General features: G+C 70.1%; 14 protein-coding genes. 13 read left to right on the top strand and 1 reads right to left on the bottom strand.

Annotated features, from left to right (window positions below):
- From ABD951_RS27235 to ABD951_RS27195, 9 genes are all read left to right on the top strand, one after another.
- Positions 1-3279: an acetyl-CoA carboxylase family protein gene (locus ABD951_RS27235; RefSeq protein WP_345353093.1), complete on the top strand. Its 3279-nt coding sequence runs from the start codon at positions 1-3 to the stop codon at positions 3277-3279.
- Positions 3280-3319: 40 nt separating this feature from the next.
- Positions 3320-4051: a DsbA family oxidoreductase gene (locus tag ABD951_RS27230; RefSeq protein ID WP_345353091.1), complete on the top strand. Its 732-nt coding sequence runs from the start codon at positions 3320-3322 to the stop codon at positions 4049-4051.
- 589 nt (positions 4052-4640) lie between these two features.
- Positions 4641-6485 carry a 2-oxoacid:acceptor oxidoreductase subunit alpha gene (locus tag ABD951_RS27225; RefSeq protein WP_345353089.1) on the top strand — a complete coding sequence of 615 codons (1845 nt, stop codon included), beginning with the start codon at positions 4641-4643 and terminating at the stop codon, positions 6483-6485.
- A gap of 1 nt (position 6486) precedes the next feature.
- Positions 6487-7554 carry a 2-oxoacid:ferredoxin oxidoreductase subunit beta gene (locus tag ABD951_RS27220; RefSeq protein WP_425569973.1) on the top strand — a complete coding sequence of 356 codons (1068 nt, stop codon included), beginning with the start codon at positions 6487-6489 and terminating at the stop codon, positions 7552-7554.
- A gap of 48 nt (positions 7555-7602) precedes the next feature.
- Positions 7603-8463 (top strand): 3-hydroxybutyryl-CoA dehydrogenase, encoded by an 861-nt coding sequence (locus ABD951_RS27215; RefSeq protein WP_345353087.1) that lies wholly within the window; start codon positions 7603-7605, stop codon positions 8461-8463.
- A 20-nt stretch (positions 8464-8483) separates the two neighbouring features.
- Positions 8484-10082, top strand: a complete 1599-nt coding sequence (locus ABD951_RS27210) for a class I adenylate-forming enzyme family protein (protein ID WP_345353085.1) — start codon at positions 8484-8486, stop codon at positions 10080-10082.
- Positions 10079-10852 carry an SDR family NAD(P)-dependent oxidoreductase gene (locus tag ABD951_RS27205; RefSeq protein ID WP_345353083.1) on the top strand — a complete coding sequence of 258 codons (774 nt, stop codon included), beginning with the start codon at positions 10079-10081 and terminating at the stop codon, positions 10850-10852. Before ABD951_RS27210 ends, ABD951_RS27205 begins: the two co-directional genes overlap by 4 nt.
- 39 nt (positions 10853-10891) lie before the next feature.
- The gene (locus ABD951_RS27200; protein WP_345353081.1) at positions 10892-11941 is read left to right on the top strand and encodes an LLM class flavin-dependent oxidoreductase; all 1050 of its coding nucleotides are present in this window, start codon (positions 10892-10894) and stop codon (positions 11939-11941) included.
- A gap of 34 nt (positions 11942-11975) precedes the next feature.
- Positions 11976-12608 carry a TetR/AcrR family transcriptional regulator gene (locus tag ABD951_RS27195; RefSeq protein ID WP_345353079.1) on the top strand — a complete coding sequence of 211 codons (633 nt, stop codon included), beginning with the start codon at positions 11976-11978 and terminating at the stop codon, positions 12606-12608.
- A gap of 21 nt (positions 12609-12629) precedes the next feature.
- Here the strand turns inward: ABD951_RS27195 and ABD951_RS27190 are convergent, their stop codons facing one another.
- Positions 12630-13379, bottom strand: coding sequence for an SDR family NAD(P)-dependent oxidoreductase (locus ABD951_RS27190; RefSeq protein ID WP_345353077.1), 750 nt, complete (start codon positions 13377-13379; stop codon positions 12630-12632).
- A gap of 273 nt (positions 13380-13652) precedes the next feature.
- Between ABD951_RS27190 and ABD951_RS27185 the strand changes: the two genes are divergently transcribed.
- Genes ABD951_RS27185 through fdxA form a run of 4 tightly spaced genes read left to right on the top strand, consistent with a single transcriptional unit; the run spans position 13653 to position 17326 of the window.
- Positions 13653-14891, top strand: a complete 1239-nt coding sequence (locus ABD951_RS27185) for a Rieske 2Fe-2S domain-containing protein (protein WP_345353075.1) — start codon at positions 13653-13655, stop codon at positions 14889-14891.
- Positions 14884-15318, top strand: coding sequence for a nuclear transport factor 2 family protein (locus ABD951_RS27180; protein WP_345353073.1), 435 nt, complete (start codon positions 14884-14886; stop codon positions 15316-15318). Before ABD951_RS27185 ends, ABD951_RS27180 begins: the two co-directional genes overlap by 8 nt.
- Positions 15315-16979 carry an FAD-dependent oxidoreductase gene (locus ABD951_RS27175; RefSeq protein WP_345353072.1) on the top strand — a complete coding sequence of 555 codons (1665 nt, stop codon included), beginning with the start codon at positions 15315-15317 and terminating at the stop codon, positions 16977-16979. Before ABD951_RS27180 ends, ABD951_RS27175 begins: the two co-directional genes overlap by 4 nt.
- Positions 16976-17326: a ferredoxin gene (gene fdxA / locus ABD951_RS27170; protein ID WP_345353070.1), complete on the top strand. Its 351-nt coding sequence runs from the start codon at positions 16976-16978 to the stop codon at positions 17324-17326. The genes ABD951_RS27175 and fdxA overlap by 4 nt, the downstream gene beginning before the upstream one ends.
- Positions 17327-17341 lie beyond the last annotated feature (15 nt).

Genomic DNA, 17341 nt, shown 5'->3' with positions numbered 1-17341 from the left:
ATGACCGAGACGTCGACGACCACCGTTCTGGTGGCCAACCGGGGTGAGATCGCGCTGCGCATCATCCGCTCGGCGACCGAGCTCGGCCTCGACACCGTCGCGGTGTACGCCGCCGACGACGTCGACGCGCCGCACGTCGCTGCGGCGACCACCTCCGTGGCCCTGGCCGCCTCCGGGCCCGCCGCCTACCTGGACCGGCGGGCGATGCTGGACGCGGCCGCGGTCACCGGTGCCACCCTGGTGCATCCCGGGTACGGGTTTCTCAGCGAGAACGCGGATTTCGCGCGCGACTGCGCGGCGGCGGGGCTGACGTTCGTCGGCCCGGACGCCGGGGTGCTCGACACGTTCGGCGACAAGGCGTCCGCGCGCGCCGCGGCGGTCGCGTCGCGCGTGCCGGTGCTCGCCGCCACCGAAGGAGGGGTGAGCGAGCAGCACGCGCGCGAGTTCCTGGTCGCGCATCCGCGGGGCATCATGATCAAGGCGCTCGCCGGGGGTGGTGGGCGCGGTATGCGTCCGGTCCGCGCGGCCGACGAGGTCGCCGACGCCTACCGGGCCTGCGCAGCGGAGGCCGAGCTCGGGTTCGGCAATCCCGCGCTGTTCGCGGAGGCGCTGTGCGAGGGTGCCCGGCACATCGAGGTGCAGATCGTCGCGGCCCCGGACGGCGACGGCACCACCCGGGCGCTGGCGCTCGGTGACCGGGACTGCAGCGTGCAGCGCAGGCACCAGAAGCTGATCGAGGTGGCGCCCGCCCAGCAGCTGAGCGACCGGACCCGTCTCGGGCTGCACCGTGCCGCCGCCCGGCTGTGCGCGGACCAGGGCTACCGCGGCCTGGCCACGGTCGAATTCCTCGTCACCGGTGAGGACTTCGTGTTCCTCGAGGTCAACCCGCGGATCCAGGTCGAGCACACGATCACCGAGGAGGTCACCGGCACCGATCTGGTCGCGGTCGGCCTGGACATCGCCCGCGGCGCGACGCTCGCCGACCTCGGGCTGCCGGACGGCGTCGTGGCGCACACCGGTGAGGTGACCGGATCACCGGCCCGCGCGCGGGGTGTCGCGATCCAGGCCCGTGTGAACACGGAGTCGATGGCCGCGGACGGCCGCACCGTTCCCGCGGCGGGCACCCTGACCGTGTTCAGCGCCCCGACCGGCCCGGGCGTCCGCGTCGACACCTACGGCCGGCCGGGCCTGACCACCAGCCCGCGCTACGACTCGCTGCTGGCGAAGGTGATCACCCACACCCGGGCCGAGGGCTTCGCGGCGGCGGTACGCAAGACCGACGCCGCGCTGCGCGAGTTCACCGTCGAGGGCGTGGCCACCAACATCGCCTTCCTGCGGGCGGTGCTGTCGGACAAGGACTTCGGCTCCGGCGTCGTCGACACGGCGTACCTGGGGGAGCGGATCGCGGACCTGGTCGAGATCGCCGAGGAGAAGGCGTCCGAGACGGCGACGACCGCGTCCGCGACCCGGCCGCCGCGCCCGGCCGCCGAGATCGCGCTCGCCGACGGCGAGGAGGTGGTGCGGGCCGAGCTGACCGGCGTCGTGGTGGAGGTGGCGGACGTCGACGCCACCGTCGCGGGCGGGACCCCGCTGGTCGTGCTCGAGGCCATGAAGATGCAGCACGTGCTCGCCGCGCAGGAGGATTCGCGGGTGGTGCGGGTGCTGGCCGAGCCCGGACGGGCCGTGAACGTCGGGGACCCGCTGGTCGTCGTCCGCGCCACCGGAGCCGGCGCGCAGACCTCCGCCGCCGACGCACTCGACCTCGATCACATCCGCCCCGACCTCGCCGAGGTCCTGGCCCGGCACGAGGTCACCCTCGACTCCGGCCGCCCGGCCGCGGTCGCGAAGCGGCACAGGGTCGGTCGTCGCACCGCGCGGGAGAACATCGCCGACCTCGTCGACGAGGGCAGCCTCGTCGAGTACGGCGCGCTGGCGCTGGCCGCGCAGCGGACCCGGCGCACCGAGCAGGACCTGATCGAGAACACCCCCGCCGACGGCCTGATCGCCGGGGTCGCGACGATCGGGGCCGACACGTTCGGCCCGGCCGCCGCGGAGGCCGTCGTGATCTCGTACGACTACACGGTCCTCGCCGGGACGCAGGGCATGCGCAACCACGTCAAGACCGACCGGATGCTGGACGTGGCCGCACGCAAGCGGATTCCGTTGGTGCTGTTCGCGGAGGGCGGCGGCGGACGGCCCGGTGACACCGACGCGAACGGTGCCGCGGGCCTGGAGCTGGGCACGTTCCGGGCGATGGCCGGACTGCGCGGTGTGGTGCCGACGGTCGCGGTCGTGTCCGGCCGCTGTTTCGCCGGCAACGCCGCGCTCGCCGGCGCGTGCGACGTGCTGATCGCCACCCCCGACGCCAACATCGGCATGGGCGGTCCGGCGATGGTCGAGGGCGGCGGCCTCGGCGTCCACCGCCCGGAGGACATCGGGCCGATCGACGTCCAGACCCGCAACGGTGTCGTACACCTGGTGGCCCGCGACGAAGCCCATGCGGTGGAGCTGGCGAAGCGGTACCTCTCGTACTTCCAGGGCACCCTCACCGACTGGACCGCGCCCGACGAGCGGCTCGCCCGGCACGTGGTGCCGGAGAACCGGCTGCGTGCCTACGACGTCCACGAGGCCGTCGCGGCGATCGCCGACGTCGGGTCGGTGCTCGAACTGCAGCCCGATTACGGGCGGGGCATGGTGACCGCCCTGGTCCGTGTCGAGGGCGTCGCGTACGGCGTGCTCGCGAACTCCAGCCACCACCTGGGCGGCGCGATCGACGCCGAGGCGGCCGACAAGGGCGCCGACTTCCTGACGCTGTGCCAGGCGCACGGGCTGCCGGTGCTCACCCTCTGCGACACCCCCGGCTTCATGGTCGGCCCGGAGTCGGAGAAGGACGCGACGGTGCGCCGGTTCGGCCGACTGTTCGTCGCCGGTGCCCGGCTGACGGTCCCGTTCGGCACGATCATCCTGCGCAAGGGCTACGGCCTCGGCGCGATGGCGATGGCCGGCGGATCGTTCCACGCGCCGGAGTTCACCGTCGCGTGGCCGACCGGTGAGATCGGCCCGATGGGACTCGAGGGCGCGGTGCGGCTCGGCTTCCGCAAGGAGCTCGACGCGGCCGCGGACCCGGCGGAGCGCGACGCCCTGTTCGCGGCGCTGGTCGAGCAGGCCTATCAGCAGGGCAAGGCGTTGCACGCCGGCACCACGTTCGAGCTCGACGACGTGATCGACCCGGCGCAGTCGCGGGCCTGGATCCGGCAGCTGGGACGGGCGCGAGCCTGACCGGGAACAAGACCGGCGGTGGTGGACGTTTCAACTGTTCGTGCCCATCGAATCCGTTGACCAGTCCGCCGCCGCCGCCGTCGTCGTGGAGGTGTGGTCCGACATCGCCTGCCCGTGGTGCTACATCGGCAAGAAGCGTTTCGAGACCGCCCTCGCACAGTTCCCGCACCGCGATCGGGTGCAGGTGGTGTGGCGGTCCTACCAGCTCTCCCCGGAGACCCCGGCCGGGCTGCGGCGCCCCGAGGTCGAGGCGCTCGTCGAGATGAAGGGCATGCCCGCCGAGCAGGTCCAGCAGATGTTCGCGCACGTCGCCCGCACCGCCGCCGCGGACGGGCTGACGATGGACTTCGGCACCGTGATCGCGGCGAACACGTTCGACGCCCACCGGCTGGTCCACATCGCCGGCGACCGCGGGGACGAGGTGATGGCGGCACTGTTCCGCGCCCACTTCTCCGAGGGTCGCGTCGTCGACGACCGCGACGAGCTCGTCGCGATCGCCGCCGAGGCCGGGCTCGACGCCGACGGCGTCCGCGCCGCCCTCGACTCGGACGCCGAGGCCGACCGTGTCCGCGACGACCTCGCCCAGGCACGGGCCCTCGGCATCTCCGGGGTCCCGTTCTTCGTCGCCAATCGCGCGATCGGGGTCTCCGGCGCGCAGCCGGTCGACGTGTTCACCCAGCTGCTCGAGAAGGCCTACGCGGACGCCGGACCGATCGTCACCCTCACCGGCGACGCGGACGGCGCCTGCACCGACGGCGCCTGCGCCGTCTGACCCACCCCTGCTGGGCTCCCCAATGTCACATCGGGTCACTTGACGTTCCCCACTGTGACATTGGGGAACCACTGTGGACCCACACATCCCGGGTCCCGACTCCACGCACCAGTCGTCGCTGAGGCCATCGGTTCCCGCTCCCGAACTCCTCCGACGACGCCCTGTGACCGAGTTCCCGATGCTGTGCCCCGACTGGGCTCCTCCGCCGCGCGCCGCGATTGCGTTGTAGCTCGCCCCGGAACGAATCTGTGTGCCGACCGGGGCGGCACCGCCCGGCGGCGAGGAGGCCGGCCGCCCCGATTCGACCTCGCCGATGCGAGGCGGTGCGCGAATTCTCTTGGGAATCTGCGTGATAGGTGCGAACAGCGATCCATTCCCGTGTCTTCCTCCGCGATCAGTGGAGTGCCGGCGGGCACTGACCGGGGTGGCGGCCCGTGAACCCGAGGTCGAGACCGGAGTCTATTGACCTTCCGATCGTAAGGGATTAAATTCCTCGGACAAGCCGATCCGTTTCCGGGGTCGGGCCCGATGCCGGCACTGCGTCGCTGCGTGCCGTCGTTGGTAACTCGGAACGAGGAGTGTTCCACTCATGGGCGTCAGTTCTGTTGGCACCACACGGTTGTCGAGCGTCGTCATTCGATTCGCCGGAGACTCCGGCGACGGCGTGCAGCTGACCGGTGACCGATTCACCGGGGAGTCGGCACTGTTCGGAAACGACCTTTCCACACTGCGGGACTTTCCCGCCGAGATCCGCGCTCCTGCAGGAACCCTCGCTGGTGTCTCGTCGTTCCAGCTGCACTTCGCCGACCACCGCATCGAGACGGCGGGAGACCGGCCGGACGTCCTCGTGGCGATGAACCCCGCCGCGCTGAAGTCGCACCTCGGGGATCTCCCTCCCGGTGCGGAGATCATCGCCGACAGCGACCAGTTCAAGCGCCGCAGCCTCAAGCGGCTGGGGTACACCTCGAATCCCTTGGAGGACGGCAGCCTCGACGGCTACCGACTGCACGCCGTCCCGCTGACCTCGCTCACCGTCACCGCACTTCGGGACGCGCCGATCGGCAACAGGGACGCCGAGCGCGCGAAGAACATGTTTGCCCTCGGCCTGCTCTGCTGGATGTACGACAGGCCGACGGAGTCGACCGAGCGATACCTGCGCCGGCGTTTCGCCACGAAGCCGGAACTCGCGGACGCCAACGTCACCGCGTTTCGGGCCGGATACGCGTTCGGGGACACCACCGAATCGTTCGCCTCGCGCTACCAGGTGCCCGCGGCCCAACTGCCGCCAGGGCGATACCGCAGCATCTCCGGGAACCTCGCGCTCACCTACGGCCTGCTGGCCGGCGCTCGAGGCGCCGGCGTCCCGCTGTTCCTCGGCGCGTACCCGATCACGCCCGCTTCCGACCTGCTGCACGAACTCGCCCGCCACAAGGCGAGCGGAGTCCGGACCTTCCAGGCCGAGGACGAGATAGCGGCGATCGCCGCCGCGGTCGGAGCATCCTTCGGCGGGCACCTGGGTGTCACCGCGACGAGCGGCCCCGGGATGTCGCTCAAGGCGGAGGCGCTGGGGCTGGCGATCGCGTTGGAGTTGCCGCTCGTGGTGTGCAACATCCAGCGGGCGGGACCCTCCACCGGCATGCCGACCAAGACCGAGCAGGCGGATCTGCTGCAGGCCATGTTCGGCCGCAACGGTGAATCGCCCGTTCCGATCCTGGCGCCCCGGTCGCCCTCCGACTGCTTCGAGGCCGCATTCGAGGCGGTCCGGATCGCGACGAAGTACCGGACACCGGTGGTTCTGCTGTCGGACGCCCATCTGGCGAACGGTGCAGAGCCGTGGCGGTTGCCCGATCTGGACCGGTTGCCCGACATCCGGGTCCGGTTCACCACCGAACCGAATCACGGCGACGAGTTCTGGCCGTACCTCCGGGATCCCGTGACGATGGCGCGGCCGTGGACGGTGCCCGGTACCGCCGGCCTCGAACACCGCGTCGGGGGGCTGGAGAAGCTGGACGGCCGCGGCAGCATTTCCTCGGACCCGGACAATCACGAGGCGATGGTGCGTGTCCGGGACGCCAAGATCGCCGGGATCGCGACCGACGTGGCGCCGCTCGAGGTCGACGACCCCGACGCCGCGGAGGTGCTCGTCCTCGGCTGGGGCTCGACCTACGGTGCGGTCCGCGCCGCGGTTCGTGCGGTCCGTGAACGCGGAGGCCGGGTGGCGCAGGCGCACCTCCGTTCCCTGAATCCCTTTCCCGCCAACACCGGTGACGTTCTCGACCGGTACCGCACGGTGGTCGTCCCGGAGCTCAACCTCGGCCAACTGCTGCTGCTGATCAAGGCGAGATTCGACGTGCACGCGGTCGGACACCACCGAGTACGCGGCCTGCCGTTCGACTCGGCGGAGCTCGCGGCGCGAATCGAGGAGCTCATCTGACATGGTCGACAACCTTCTTCTGCCCGCGGCGCCGATGCTGCACCCACCCTCGCCCGGCGGCCTGTCATCCGACGACTTCAAGACCGATCAGGAGGCACGGTGGTGTCCCGGATGCGGCGACTACGCGATCCTGGCCGCGGTCCAGGGACTGCTGCCCGAGCTCGGACTGGCCCGCGAGAACATCGTTTTCGTCTCCGGGATCGGGTGCTCGTCCCGGTTCCCGTACTACCTGAACACCTACGGCATGCACTCGATTCACGGCCGCGCTCCTGCGATCGCGACCGGGCTGGCGACGGCACGACCGGACCTGTCGGTGTGGGTCGTCACCGGTGACGGTGACGCGCTGTCGATCGGTGGCAACCATCTGATTCACACACTCCGGCGGAACGTGAACCTGAAGATCCTGTTGTTCAACAATCGGATCTACGGCCTGACCAAAGGCCAGTACTCGCCGACGAGCGAGGCCGGCAAGGTCACCAAGTCGACCCCGGGCGGCTCGGTGGACCAGCCGGTGAACCCGATCGCCTTGGCGCTGGGTGCCGAAGCCACGTTCGTCGCGCGGACGGTGGACTCGGATCGTCAGCACCTGACCGCGGTCCTGCGTGAGGCGGCGCGGCATCGCGGTACGGCTCTGGTCGAGATCCTGCAGAACTGCACCATCTTCAACGACGGTGCCTTCTCGGAGCTGAAGGATCCGGAGACACGCGACGACGCCACCGTCCGGCTGCGACACGGCGAACCGGTCACGTTCGGAACGAAGAACCCGAAGGGCGTGCGGATCGCCTCGCGCGGCGGTCTCGAGATCGTGCCACTCGACGGGGCGTCCGCGGACTCCCTACTGGTTCACGATGTCCACGACGAGGATTCGTCGATCGCCTACATGCTCGCACGCCTGCCCGAGCGACCCGGAGGCGTCGTCCCGCTGGGCATCTTCCGCGCCGTGGATCGGCCCGCGTACGACGATCTGGTCAACGACCAGCTGCTGCGGGCCCGGGCCGACGACCCTGCGCCCGATCTGTCGGCGATCGTCGCCGGCGGCGACACGTGGCGGGTGACTTCGCGGGACTAGCCGCCACGGCATCACCTCTGCAACAACGACCACACGAAGGAGAAGGAATTGATCATCGATCAGGTAGGCGTCGTCGGCGGCGGCCTCATGGGAACGGGGATTGCGCGCGTCTGCGCACTCGCGGGGGCCGACGTCGTGATCTGCGAGGCGGACGCGGCCCGGGCGGAGTCCGCGCGAGCGCGAACCGAGAGCTCACTGCGTCGCGCCGTGGCCGCGGGCAAGATCGCCGACGCCGACTGCGCCGGCGCACTGTCGCGGCTCCGGTTCACGGCATCGCTCGAGGACCTCGCCGACCGCGAACTGGTCGTCGAGGCCATCGTCGAGGACGAACGCGCCAAGGCGGACCTGTTCGCGGCCCTCGACAAGGTGGTCTCCGCGCCCACCGCCGTGCTGGCCTCGAACACGTCGTCCATCTCGATCACGAAGATCGCCGCGGCCACGACGCGTCCGGAACGTGTCGTCGGCCTGCACTTCTTCAATCCCGTTCCCGCCCTGCGCCTCGTGGAGCTGATCCCGACGCTGCACACCGCGGCGGAGACGGCCGATCGGATCGAGCGGTTCGCGGCCGAGGATCTGGGCAAACTCGTGATCCGGTCGCAGGATCGCGCCGGATTCGTGGTGAATGCACTCCTGACCCCGTACCTGCTGTCCGCGGTGCGGATGCTCGAGGCGGGTTTCGCGTCGGCCGAGGACATCGACCGGGGCATGGTCGAGGGCTGCGCGCACCCGATCGGCCCGCTGTCCCTTGCCGACTTCGTCGGACTCGACATCCTGCTGGCCGCCTCGACCTCGATGTACGAGGAGTTCCGGGATCCCGGGTTCGCGCCGCCGCCGTTGCTGCTGCGCATGGTCGAGTCCGGGTTTCTCGGCGAGAAGACCGGCCGCGGCTTCTTCAGCTACTCACGATGACGAGCCCGGAAGGACATCGGATGCCGACACACGAGAGCGCCGCGGCTCCCGCGACGTGGTCATCGGCCTCGGAGGGGGGCGACGGTGCCACCGCGGCACAAGATCTGGTGTGGCCGCTGCGCCGGGCGGTCGGGATGTACGGCAGATCGGTCGCGGTGGTCGACGGCGCGACACGGCTGAGCTACGAGGAGTTCCGGTCCTGGGCCGACCGCATCGCCGCGGGACTGGCCCGGCGCGGCGCGGTCCGCGGCGACCGGATCGGGGTGCTCGGGGCCAACAGCGCCGAGTACCTCGCCGCCTATTTCGGGGTCCCTGCAGCCGGATTCGTGCTGGTTCCGCTCAACGCCCGTCTCGCCGACGTCGAACTGGCCTCGGTCATCGACGACTGCGAGCCGGCGGTCGTCCTGGTGGACGAGGCGCACCGTACCCGAGCCGAGTCGCTCTGCGAGTCGACGCCCGCGGTCGTCGTGGACTTCGGCCACCTGCTCGACGATCCGATCGAACGCGTCGATCCGGCAGCGGGCGCCGACGTGGGTTCGGACGCTCTCGCGGCGATCTTCTACACGGGCGGCACGACCGGTCGCGCGAAGGGGGCCATGCTCACCCACGGGAATCTCGCCGCGAACGCGCAGCACATGATCGCGGGCCTCGGATACTCGGCCGACGACGTCTATCTGCACTGCTCGCCGATGTTCCATCTCGGTGACGGGATGTCCGCTCACCCGATGACCTGGGTCGGCGGCCGGCACGTGGTGGTGCCGCGATTCGATCCGGCCGCGGTCGTCCAGGCGATCGAGGCCGAGGGTGTGACCTGCACCTTCCTGGTGCCGACCATGCTCACCCTGCTGCTCGAGTACCTGGACCGGACGGACTCGAACCCGGACCTGTCCTCACTGCGACTGGTGGTGCACGGCGGAGCGCCCATCGCGCCGACCCTGCTGAACCGAGCGATGGAACGACTGGGCTGTTCCTTCACCCAGTCGTACGGGATGACCGAGGCGGGACCGATCCTGAGCTTCCTGCCGGGGGAGGACCGGCTGCTCGGCAGCCGCGTTCTGCGCTCCGCCGGGCGCCCCGTCGTCGGTGTGGAGGTCCGGGTGGTGCGGCCGGACGGCACCGACTGCGAAGTCGGTGAGACCGGTGAGATCGTCGGGCGCGGGCCGAACTTCGCACGCGGGTACTGGCGACAGCCCGAGGTCACGCGCGAGCGTTTCCGTGGCGGCTGGTACTGGTCGGGTGACCTGGCGTACCGCGACGAGGACCACTACCTGTACATCGTCGGCCGGGCCGGCGACACGATCATCAGCGGCGGCGAGAACGTCTATGCCACCGAGGTCGAGGCGGTGCTCGCGCAGCACCCGGACCTGGTCGAGGCCGCGGTCATCGCGGTCCCGTCATCCCAGTGGGGCGAGCAGGTGCACGCCGCGGTCGTGATTCGCCCGGGATCGGCGACGACCGAGTCGGATCTCGACCGGCACTGCCGGGCCCTGATCGCGGGCTACAAGATCCCTCGCTCGTACGAATTCCACACCCAGCTTCCGCGTACCGGACCCGGAAAGATCGACAAGCTGGCACTGCGTCGTCCGCACTGGGCGATGCTCGAAAGGGGCGTCTCATGACCACATCGGACGATCGACGGCCCAAGGTCGCGCTGGTGACCGGTGCCTCCCGCGGGATCGGCGCGGCGTGCGCGTTGCGGCTCGCGGCGCAGGGGTACGACGTCGCGGTCAACTACGCGCGCTCCTCGCACGACGCCGAGTCGGTCGTGAAGCAGATCCACGCGAACGGCGGACGCGCGGTGGCGATTCGAGCGGACGTGTCGGAGGACGGTGCGGGCGAGGAACTCGTGCACGCGACGGCGGATCGACTCGGTCCGCCCCAGGTGGTCGTGAACAACGCCGGGGTGCAACGGTCTCGGGCGATGATCCGACAGCACCGGGACGAGTTCGACGAGATGATCGACACGAATGTCCGCGGGGCGTGGTCGGTCACGCGCGCCGCCCTGCCCCACATGTACGACGCCGGCTGGGGACGAGTGGTGTTCGTCAGCTCGGTTCTCGGCGCCACCGGCGGACCCGGAGACACCGGATACGGCGCGTCGAAAGGCGCTCTGCTCGCGATGTCGAAGAGCCTGGCGCAGGAGATCTCTCGCCGGAACATCACGTCCAACGCGGTGTTGCCGGGGACGATTCTCACGGACATCGTCAGCGAGGTCGATCCCGCGGTGCTCGAGGCCAACATTGCCGCCATTGCCGCGCGGCGGGGAGGCGATCCCGACGAGGTCGCCGCCGTGGTCGCCTTCCTCTGCTCGCCCGATGCCTCCTATGTAAGCGGCGCGGAGATCCTGGTGCACGGCGGCGGGTGGGTCACGCTCCCGCCGTCGAAGTAGCCCGTGACAACAGTATTCGGACCGTGGAGGTAGTGAGCGATGCAGTACGGAATTGGGCTGTACACCGGACAGGTGCCGCCGGGTGAGGAGATCGGGTTCCGCGACGAGTACGCCAGGATCATCGAGCAGGCGAAGCTGGCCGAGGAGTCGGGGCTCGACTCGATCTGGCTGAGCGAACATCACGGGGCGGCCGACGGCTACCTGCCCTCGATGCTGCCGATCGCCGCGGCCGTTCTCGCCGCCACGAAGCGACTGGTGGTGGGGACAGCGGTGCTGCTGGCGCCGTTCCACAACCCGCTCAGGTTGGCGGAGGACGTTGCCGTCCTCGACCAGATGTCCGGAGGACGGTTCATCCTCGGGATGGGAACGGGATGGCGGCGCAGCGAGTTTCGTGCGTTCGGCGCGGACATGTCCACCCGCGGGCGCGCCCTGGAGGAGACGGTCCGGATTCTTCGACTTGCTTGGCAGGGAAGGCGATTCGGATTCGAGGGGCGGGTGCACCGGATCGACAGCGCGGTCGTGAGGCCCGAACCCTTCACGCCCGGTGGCCCGCCGATCTGGCTCGGCGGAACCGGCCCGAGGGCGCTGGCCCGCGCCGGACGATTGGCCGACGGATACTTCGGGGTGTGCACCCCGTTCGACGAGGCGATGACGACGTACTCGCGGGTGCTGGAGACGGTGCCCGCCGAGCGCCGTGCGTCCTTCGCCTTCGGTCAGCTCAGGTCGGGCTTCATCGCGGACGATCCCGAACTCGGCTGGAAGATTGCCGGACGCGGCATGACGTACACGATGGACGTGCACGCCCGGTGGGCGGCGGAGGAGGCCGGCGATCCGCTCCCGGCGGACGCGCGCCTCTCCTCGGAGGATGCGGTGCGGCAGTACAACCTGATCGGCAACCCGGACGAGGTCACCGCGGCACTCCGGCCGTACGAGCGGAGGTTCGCCGGCCGAACCGACTCCCACCTCTGTTTCCGGTTGTATCACCCGTACATGCCGCACGACACGGTGCTCGAAGCCATCCAGACGTTCGGTAGGGTGATTGTTCCCGCCCTGCGGGCCTCAGCGGGCGACGAGCCACGGCTGGGGTGAGCGCGGGGCACGCCTGTCCACCGGAAGGAAGCCCGTGCCACCCAAGCGCTCCGCCGAGCGGCATGCCGAGGTCCTCGACGCGGCCATCGGGCTGATCCGCCAGAAGGGTATCGACGGCACGAGCCTGCAGGACATCGCGGATGCGGTGGGGATCAAGAAGGGCAGTCTCAACACGTACTTCTCCTCCAAGGAGGAACTGGTCGAGTTGATCCAGGCGCGGTTCACCGAGGTGGCCGAGCACGAACTGGCCAGGATCGCGCAGCGTACCGACCTCACACCCGACCAGCGACTGCGCGAGCTCCTCTACTTCCACGCCGAGCACTGCACCCTGCGCGTGTCGTCACCCGTGCTCGTGGGCTTCATGCAGCTGTGGACCTCGCCGTCGTCGCCGGGCGGGCGGCACCAGCCGGCGGTGGTTCGTGAGTACCAGCGCACCTTCGAAGACGTCGTCGCGGAGTGCTCGCGCGCCGGAGTGTTCCGCGATGTCGATCCGGAGCTCACGGTGAACGGCCTGATGGGCAGCATGAGCTGGTGCGCATTCTGGTACAACGAGCAGGATCACGGGCCGTTGCGTCCGCTGGTCGAGAGCATCATCGACATGGCGTTCGACGGGCTGCGGCCGAAACCGGCCCGTCGAACGAGCCGACGGTCGGGAGCGGGCGGCTGACGTCCGCTCCCGGTCGGTTGTTCAGCGTTGAGCGAGCCGGGCCCCTGCGTCCAGCCGGATCACCTCGCCGTTGAGCATCTCGTTGGCGATCACCGCGCACGCGAGGTCGGCGAACTCCCGGGGCCGGCCGAGACGTCGCGGGAAGGCAACGGACGCGGTCAGTTGGTCCTGCAGCCCCGACGGCAGATCCGTCGTCAACGCTGTCTCGAAAGCTCCGGGTGCGATGGTGGCGCAACGAATTCCGAACTGAGCAAGCTCCCGTGCGGCAGGCAGGGTCATCCCCACGACGCCGGCCTTGGACGCCGAGTACGCCACCTGGCCCTGCTGCCCCTCGAACGCGGCGATGCTCGCGGTGGTCACCACCACCCCGTTCTCGCCGTCGGATCTCCGGTTCCTGCTCATTCGCCAGGCCGCCGCGCGCAGAACGTGAAACGTACCCAGCAGGTTCACGTCGATCACCCTGCTGAACCGTTCGGGATCGGCCGGTCCGTCCCTGCCGATGAGCCGAAATCCGCCCGCCACGCCCGCGCAGTGTACGACGACGTCCACCCGGCCGAAGGTGTGAATCGCGGCGTCGAACGAGGCATCGACCGCGTCGGCTGAGGCGACGTCGGCGGCGAGTGGCAGCCAGGTCGAGCTCGGTGCTCCCGGCGGTACCTCGAGGTCCAGTGCCGTCACCCGGGCGCCACGCCGGGCGAGCATATCGGCGGTGGCCGCGCCCAATCCTGCTGCGGCGCCGGTGACCACGGCGACTGCGCCGTCGATTTCCATGTCGATCTCCTTGTGTCGTGCCCACGTCCGACAGGTGCGGGCGGCTCGGCGATGTGAGTGACGCGGCGCAGGCCTCGATCCAGGCTCGGTGGTCTGTGCCACGTCGTGAACGGAATGTGATCCAGGTCTTGATTCGTCCCGGCATCGACGTTAACCTTCCAATCGACAGGATAACAGTCAGAATCCCGGAGCGGCTTCATCTCTATCTGAAAGAGATTGACTCCGAGGATGTTTCAGTCCGCCGAATCGTGGCGTCGACAATGGAGGATCCGCATGCTGTCGCATGAAGACAATGAACTCCTGACCCGGGTGGGCGGGGGAGCGCCGATGGGCGCGTATCTCCGTGAGCACTGGACGCCCGCGGTTCGGTCCGAGCGGCTCGTCGCCGATGGTGCTCCCGTGAGGGTCCGGCTGTTCGGAGAGAATTTCGTGGCCTTCCGCGCGACCGACGGCAGGGTCGGCTTCGTGGACGAGGCGTGTCCGCACCGGGGGGCGTCGCTGGCGCTGGCCCGAAACGAGGACTGCGCGCTCCGGTGCATCTATCACGGTTGGAAGATCGACGTTTCGGGCACCGTCGTCGAGGTGCCCTCCGAACCCGCCGACCGGCAGGCGGACATGGCCGACAAGATCGCGATCGACCGGTATCCCGCCCGTGAGGCCGGGGGCGTGGTGTGGGTGTACCTGGGAGTGCACGGCGATCCGCCGCCGTTCCCGCGGCTCCCGTACGACGGGCTCTCGGCCGATCACGTGCGGGTGCTGGCCGCGGAGACGCACTGCAACTGGCTGCAGGCGGTCGAGGGCACGTTGGACTCCTCGCACGTGTCGATCCTGCACCAGTCCTGGCTCGGGAGCAGCAGCGGCAGCCTCGGCGAGACCGCGCAGGACTCCGCGCCGCGCTACGAATCGGACGAGACAGGTTACGGCATCCGATTCGCCGCGATCCGGCACTCGGGCGACGACCACCTGCACGTTCGAGTGACGGAGTTCGTGATGCCGTGGACGGCCTACATCCCCACCGGTGACGAGGATCGGATCGCGATCATCGGGACCCCGATCGACGACGAGCACTCTCGGCAGTGGTTCATCCGGTGGAACGACGACCATCCGCTCACCGAGGACACCGACACGCACTTCTGGTACCACGATCTGACGGTCGCCCCGGACGACTTCACCGCTCTGGTCCGGGGCAAGGACAACTGGGGCCAGGACCGGGCGCTGATGTCCGACGGACACTTCTCCGGGTTCACGAACCTCGTCCTCGAGGACGTCGCGATCCAGGAGAGTCAGGGCCCGATCGTCGATCGCTCCCGGGAGAAGCTCGGCACCAGCGACATCGCGGTCGTCAAGACGCGCCGGCTTTTGCTCGGTTCCGTTCGGGCACATGAGAACAGCGGTGCGGTGTTCGGCCGGCAGGATCCGCTCGCCGGGCCGGACACGGCCGGCGTCGCGATGACGATCGCGGCCACCGAGGACTGGCGCACCACCGCGTCGGGGGAGGCACGCTATGTCTAGCCCGAGCCCGGCCGACTTTGCGGACTGGCAGTCGATCCGCACGCTCACCGCGATCTACAACCGCTGCTTCGACAAGTCGGACGCGGACGGCTGGGCCGGCACCTTCGTCGACACGGGCCGGCTCGAGGTCGCCGGTGAGGGCGTCGCCTACACCGGCCACCAGGAGCTGCGTGAATTCTGCCGGTCCCGGGGCTGGGGAATCCTGCACATGACCCTCGACCCCGAGGTCACCGTTACGGGTGGCCGCGCCGAACAGCGCTGCAACCTGGTGATGTTCAGGCGCCACGAGAACCGGGAGCGGCCGACGCTGATGGCGACCGGCCGCTACGCGGACAGCCTGGTGCGCACACCGGACGGGTGGCGCTTCGAGCACCGGCTCGTCGAGCTGGACAACCGCCTCGGCTACACCCCGGGAGAACCGACATGACCTCCGGAGCAGAGCGATTCGCCCACGAACCGGACGCCGGCGCCGGCACTGCCGCGGACGTGGTCGTGTTCGGGTCGGGTGCGGCGGGACTCGCGGCGGCGCTCGCCGCGGCGGACGCCGGAGCCGAGGTGCTGCTGTGCGAGAAGGCCGCGACCCTCGGCGGCACGACCGCGAAATCGGGTGGTGTGTACTGGATTCCCGACAACCACCTGATGCGGGAGCACGGTGTGGCGGATCCCGAGGGCGGGGCGCTCGGGTACATGGCGAGGGTGAGCGCGCCGGAGCGCTACCGCGCCGACGATCCGCTGCTCGGATTGACCGAGTGGGAACACGACCTGCTCACGGGCTACTGCCGGCTCGCGCCCGAGGCGCTCGAATTCCTCGACGGCATCGGCGCGCTCCGGTCGACGATCGAGATGGCGCTGCGGTTCCCCGACTACCACATGAACCTGCCCGAGCAGGGCGGAGTGTTCGGGCGGGCACTGTGTCCGGCCGACGAGCACGGCCGACCGGCCGGCGGTGAGGAGCTGATCCGCCAGTTGGCGGCGGCCGCGGTGCGCGACAAGGTCCGGATCGCGACCCGGCACGCCTTCGTGAGGCCAGAGGTCGACGGCGGGCGGGTGATCGGTGCCGTGGTGCGGGATCTGGAGGCCGGGCGCGACGTCACCGTCCGCGCGGAGCTGGGTGTGGTGCTGGCGGTCGGCGGATTCACCCACGATGCCGAACGCCGGACGCGCCATCTGCCCGCGCGGGTGTGGGGCGGGTGCGCGGCAGGCACGAACACCGGCGACGCGCTGCCCGCGCTGGAGGAGCTGGGCGTGCCCCTGCACAACATGGACTGCGCCTGGTGGGATCAGGTCGCCGTCGAACACACCCGGGCCGGGGCCACCGAGACGCGGGCCGGCATGTGGGTCGCTCCCGGGGACTCGTCGCTGATCGTGGACCTCGCCGGGCGCCGTGTCGGCAACGAGAAGCGGTTCTACAGCGATCGGGCCAGGATCCACATCGGCCCGGGCGCACCGGAACTGCTGGTCCTGATCTTCGACAGCCGGACCGAGGAGCTCTTCTCGGCCGAGCCGTTCGCCTATCCGTTGGCACCGCCGGGGGAGTCGCGCTCGCACCTGGTCGTCGGCGACAGCTGGACGGAGTTGGCCGACAACCTCACCGCCCGGTTGCGCTCGCTCGAGCCGGTGACCGGCGGCGCGCGGTTGACCGGCGAATTCGGATCGAACCTGGCTGCGACGATTGCGCGATTCAACACGCTGGCGCACGCGGGTGTCGATTCCGACCACGGTCGCGGGACGGAGCCGATCGAGGCGTTCTTCACAGGCGAGCGACGCGCCGGTGGCGGGCCGAACCCGGTCATGGCCCCGTTCGCCGAGCACGGACCGTACTACGCCGTCCTGATCGGGCTGGGCACTCTCGATACCAAGGGTGGCCCACGTACGAACGCCGCCGGGCAGGTGCTCGGCGCCGACGGCACCCCGGTCGGCGGGCTCTACGCCGTCGGCAACTGCGCCGCGTCACCGTCGAACCAGGGCTACTGGGCGGCCGGCGCGACGATCGGCCCGGCCCTGGTGTTCGGGTACGCCGCGGGCCGTCACCTCACCGCTCGCCGCGCCGTCGAAACCGAACCGCGGATGGAAGGAGTGGCGCAATGAGTTTCGTCATCGGAGCCCCGTGCGTCGACGTGATGGATCGATCGTGTCTGCAGGAGTGCCCGGTCGACTGCATCTACGAGGGAGCCCGCAAGCTCTACATCAACCCGGCCGAGTGCATCGACTGCGGTGCCTGCGAGCCGGCGTGTCCGGTGGAGGCGATCGTCTCCGATCGGGACGGGGACGAGGACTTCGAGCCGTTCGTCGCCGACACCGCCGAGTTCTTCCACTCCGTGCTGCCGGGACGAGACGACCCGATCGGGTCGCCGGGCGGCGCGCGAAACATCGGACCCGTCGGGGTGGACAGCCGCTACGTGCGCGATCTGCCCCCGACCGGATCTCACCCCTAGCAGCGCGACACGGTC

Source organism: Rhodococcus olei, assembly GCF_039540555.1.
GTDB classification, from domain to species: Bacteria; Actinomycetota; Actinomycetes; order Mycobacteriales; family Mycobacteriaceae; genus Rhodococcus_G; species Rhodococcus_G olei.
This window is presented reverse-complemented; position numbering and strand designations above follow the sequence as displayed.

Coding starts and splice junctions, on each gene's coding strand:
- ABD951_RS27235 (WP_345353093.1), top strand. CDS start 1: ATGACCGAGACGTCGACGACCACCGTTCTGGTGGCCAACCGGGGTGAG.
- ABD951_RS27225 (WP_345353089.1), top strand. CDS start 4,641: ATGGGCGTCAGTTCTGTTGGCACCACACGGTTGTCGAGCGTCGTCATT.
- ABD951_RS27220 (WP_425569973.1), top strand. CDS start 6,487: ATGGTCGACAACCTTCTTCTGCCCGCGGCGCCGATGCTGCACCCACCC.
- ABD951_RS27210 (WP_345353085.1), top strand. CDS start 8,484: ATGCCGACACACGAGAGCGCCGCGGCTCCCGCGACGTGGTCATCGGCC.
- ABD951_RS27205 (WP_345353083.1), top strand. CDS start 10,079: ATGACCACATCGGACGATCGACGGCCCAAGGTCGCGCTGGTGACCGGT.
- ABD951_RS27200 (WP_345353081.1), top strand. CDS start 10,892: ATGCAGTACGGAATTGGGCTGTACACCGGACAGGTGCCGCCGGGTGAG.
- ABD951_RS27190 (WP_345353077.1), bottom strand. CDS start 13,379: ATGGAAATCGACGGCGCAGTCGCCGTGGTCACCGGCGCCGCAGCAGGA.
- ABD951_RS27185 (WP_345353075.1), top strand. CDS start 13,653: ATGCTGTCGCATGAAGACAATGAACTCCTGACCCGGGTGGGCGGGGGA.
- ABD951_RS27180 (WP_345353073.1), top strand. CDS start 14,884: ATGTCTAGCCCGAGCCCGGCCGACTTTGCGGACTGGCAGTCGATCCGC.
- ABD951_RS27175 (WP_345353072.1), top strand. CDS start 15,315: ATGACCTCCGGAGCAGAGCGATTCGCCCACGAACCGGACGCCGGCGCC.
- fdxA (WP_345353070.1), top strand. CDS start 16,976: ATGAGTTTCGTCATCGGAGCCCCGTGCGTCGACGTGATGGATCGATCG.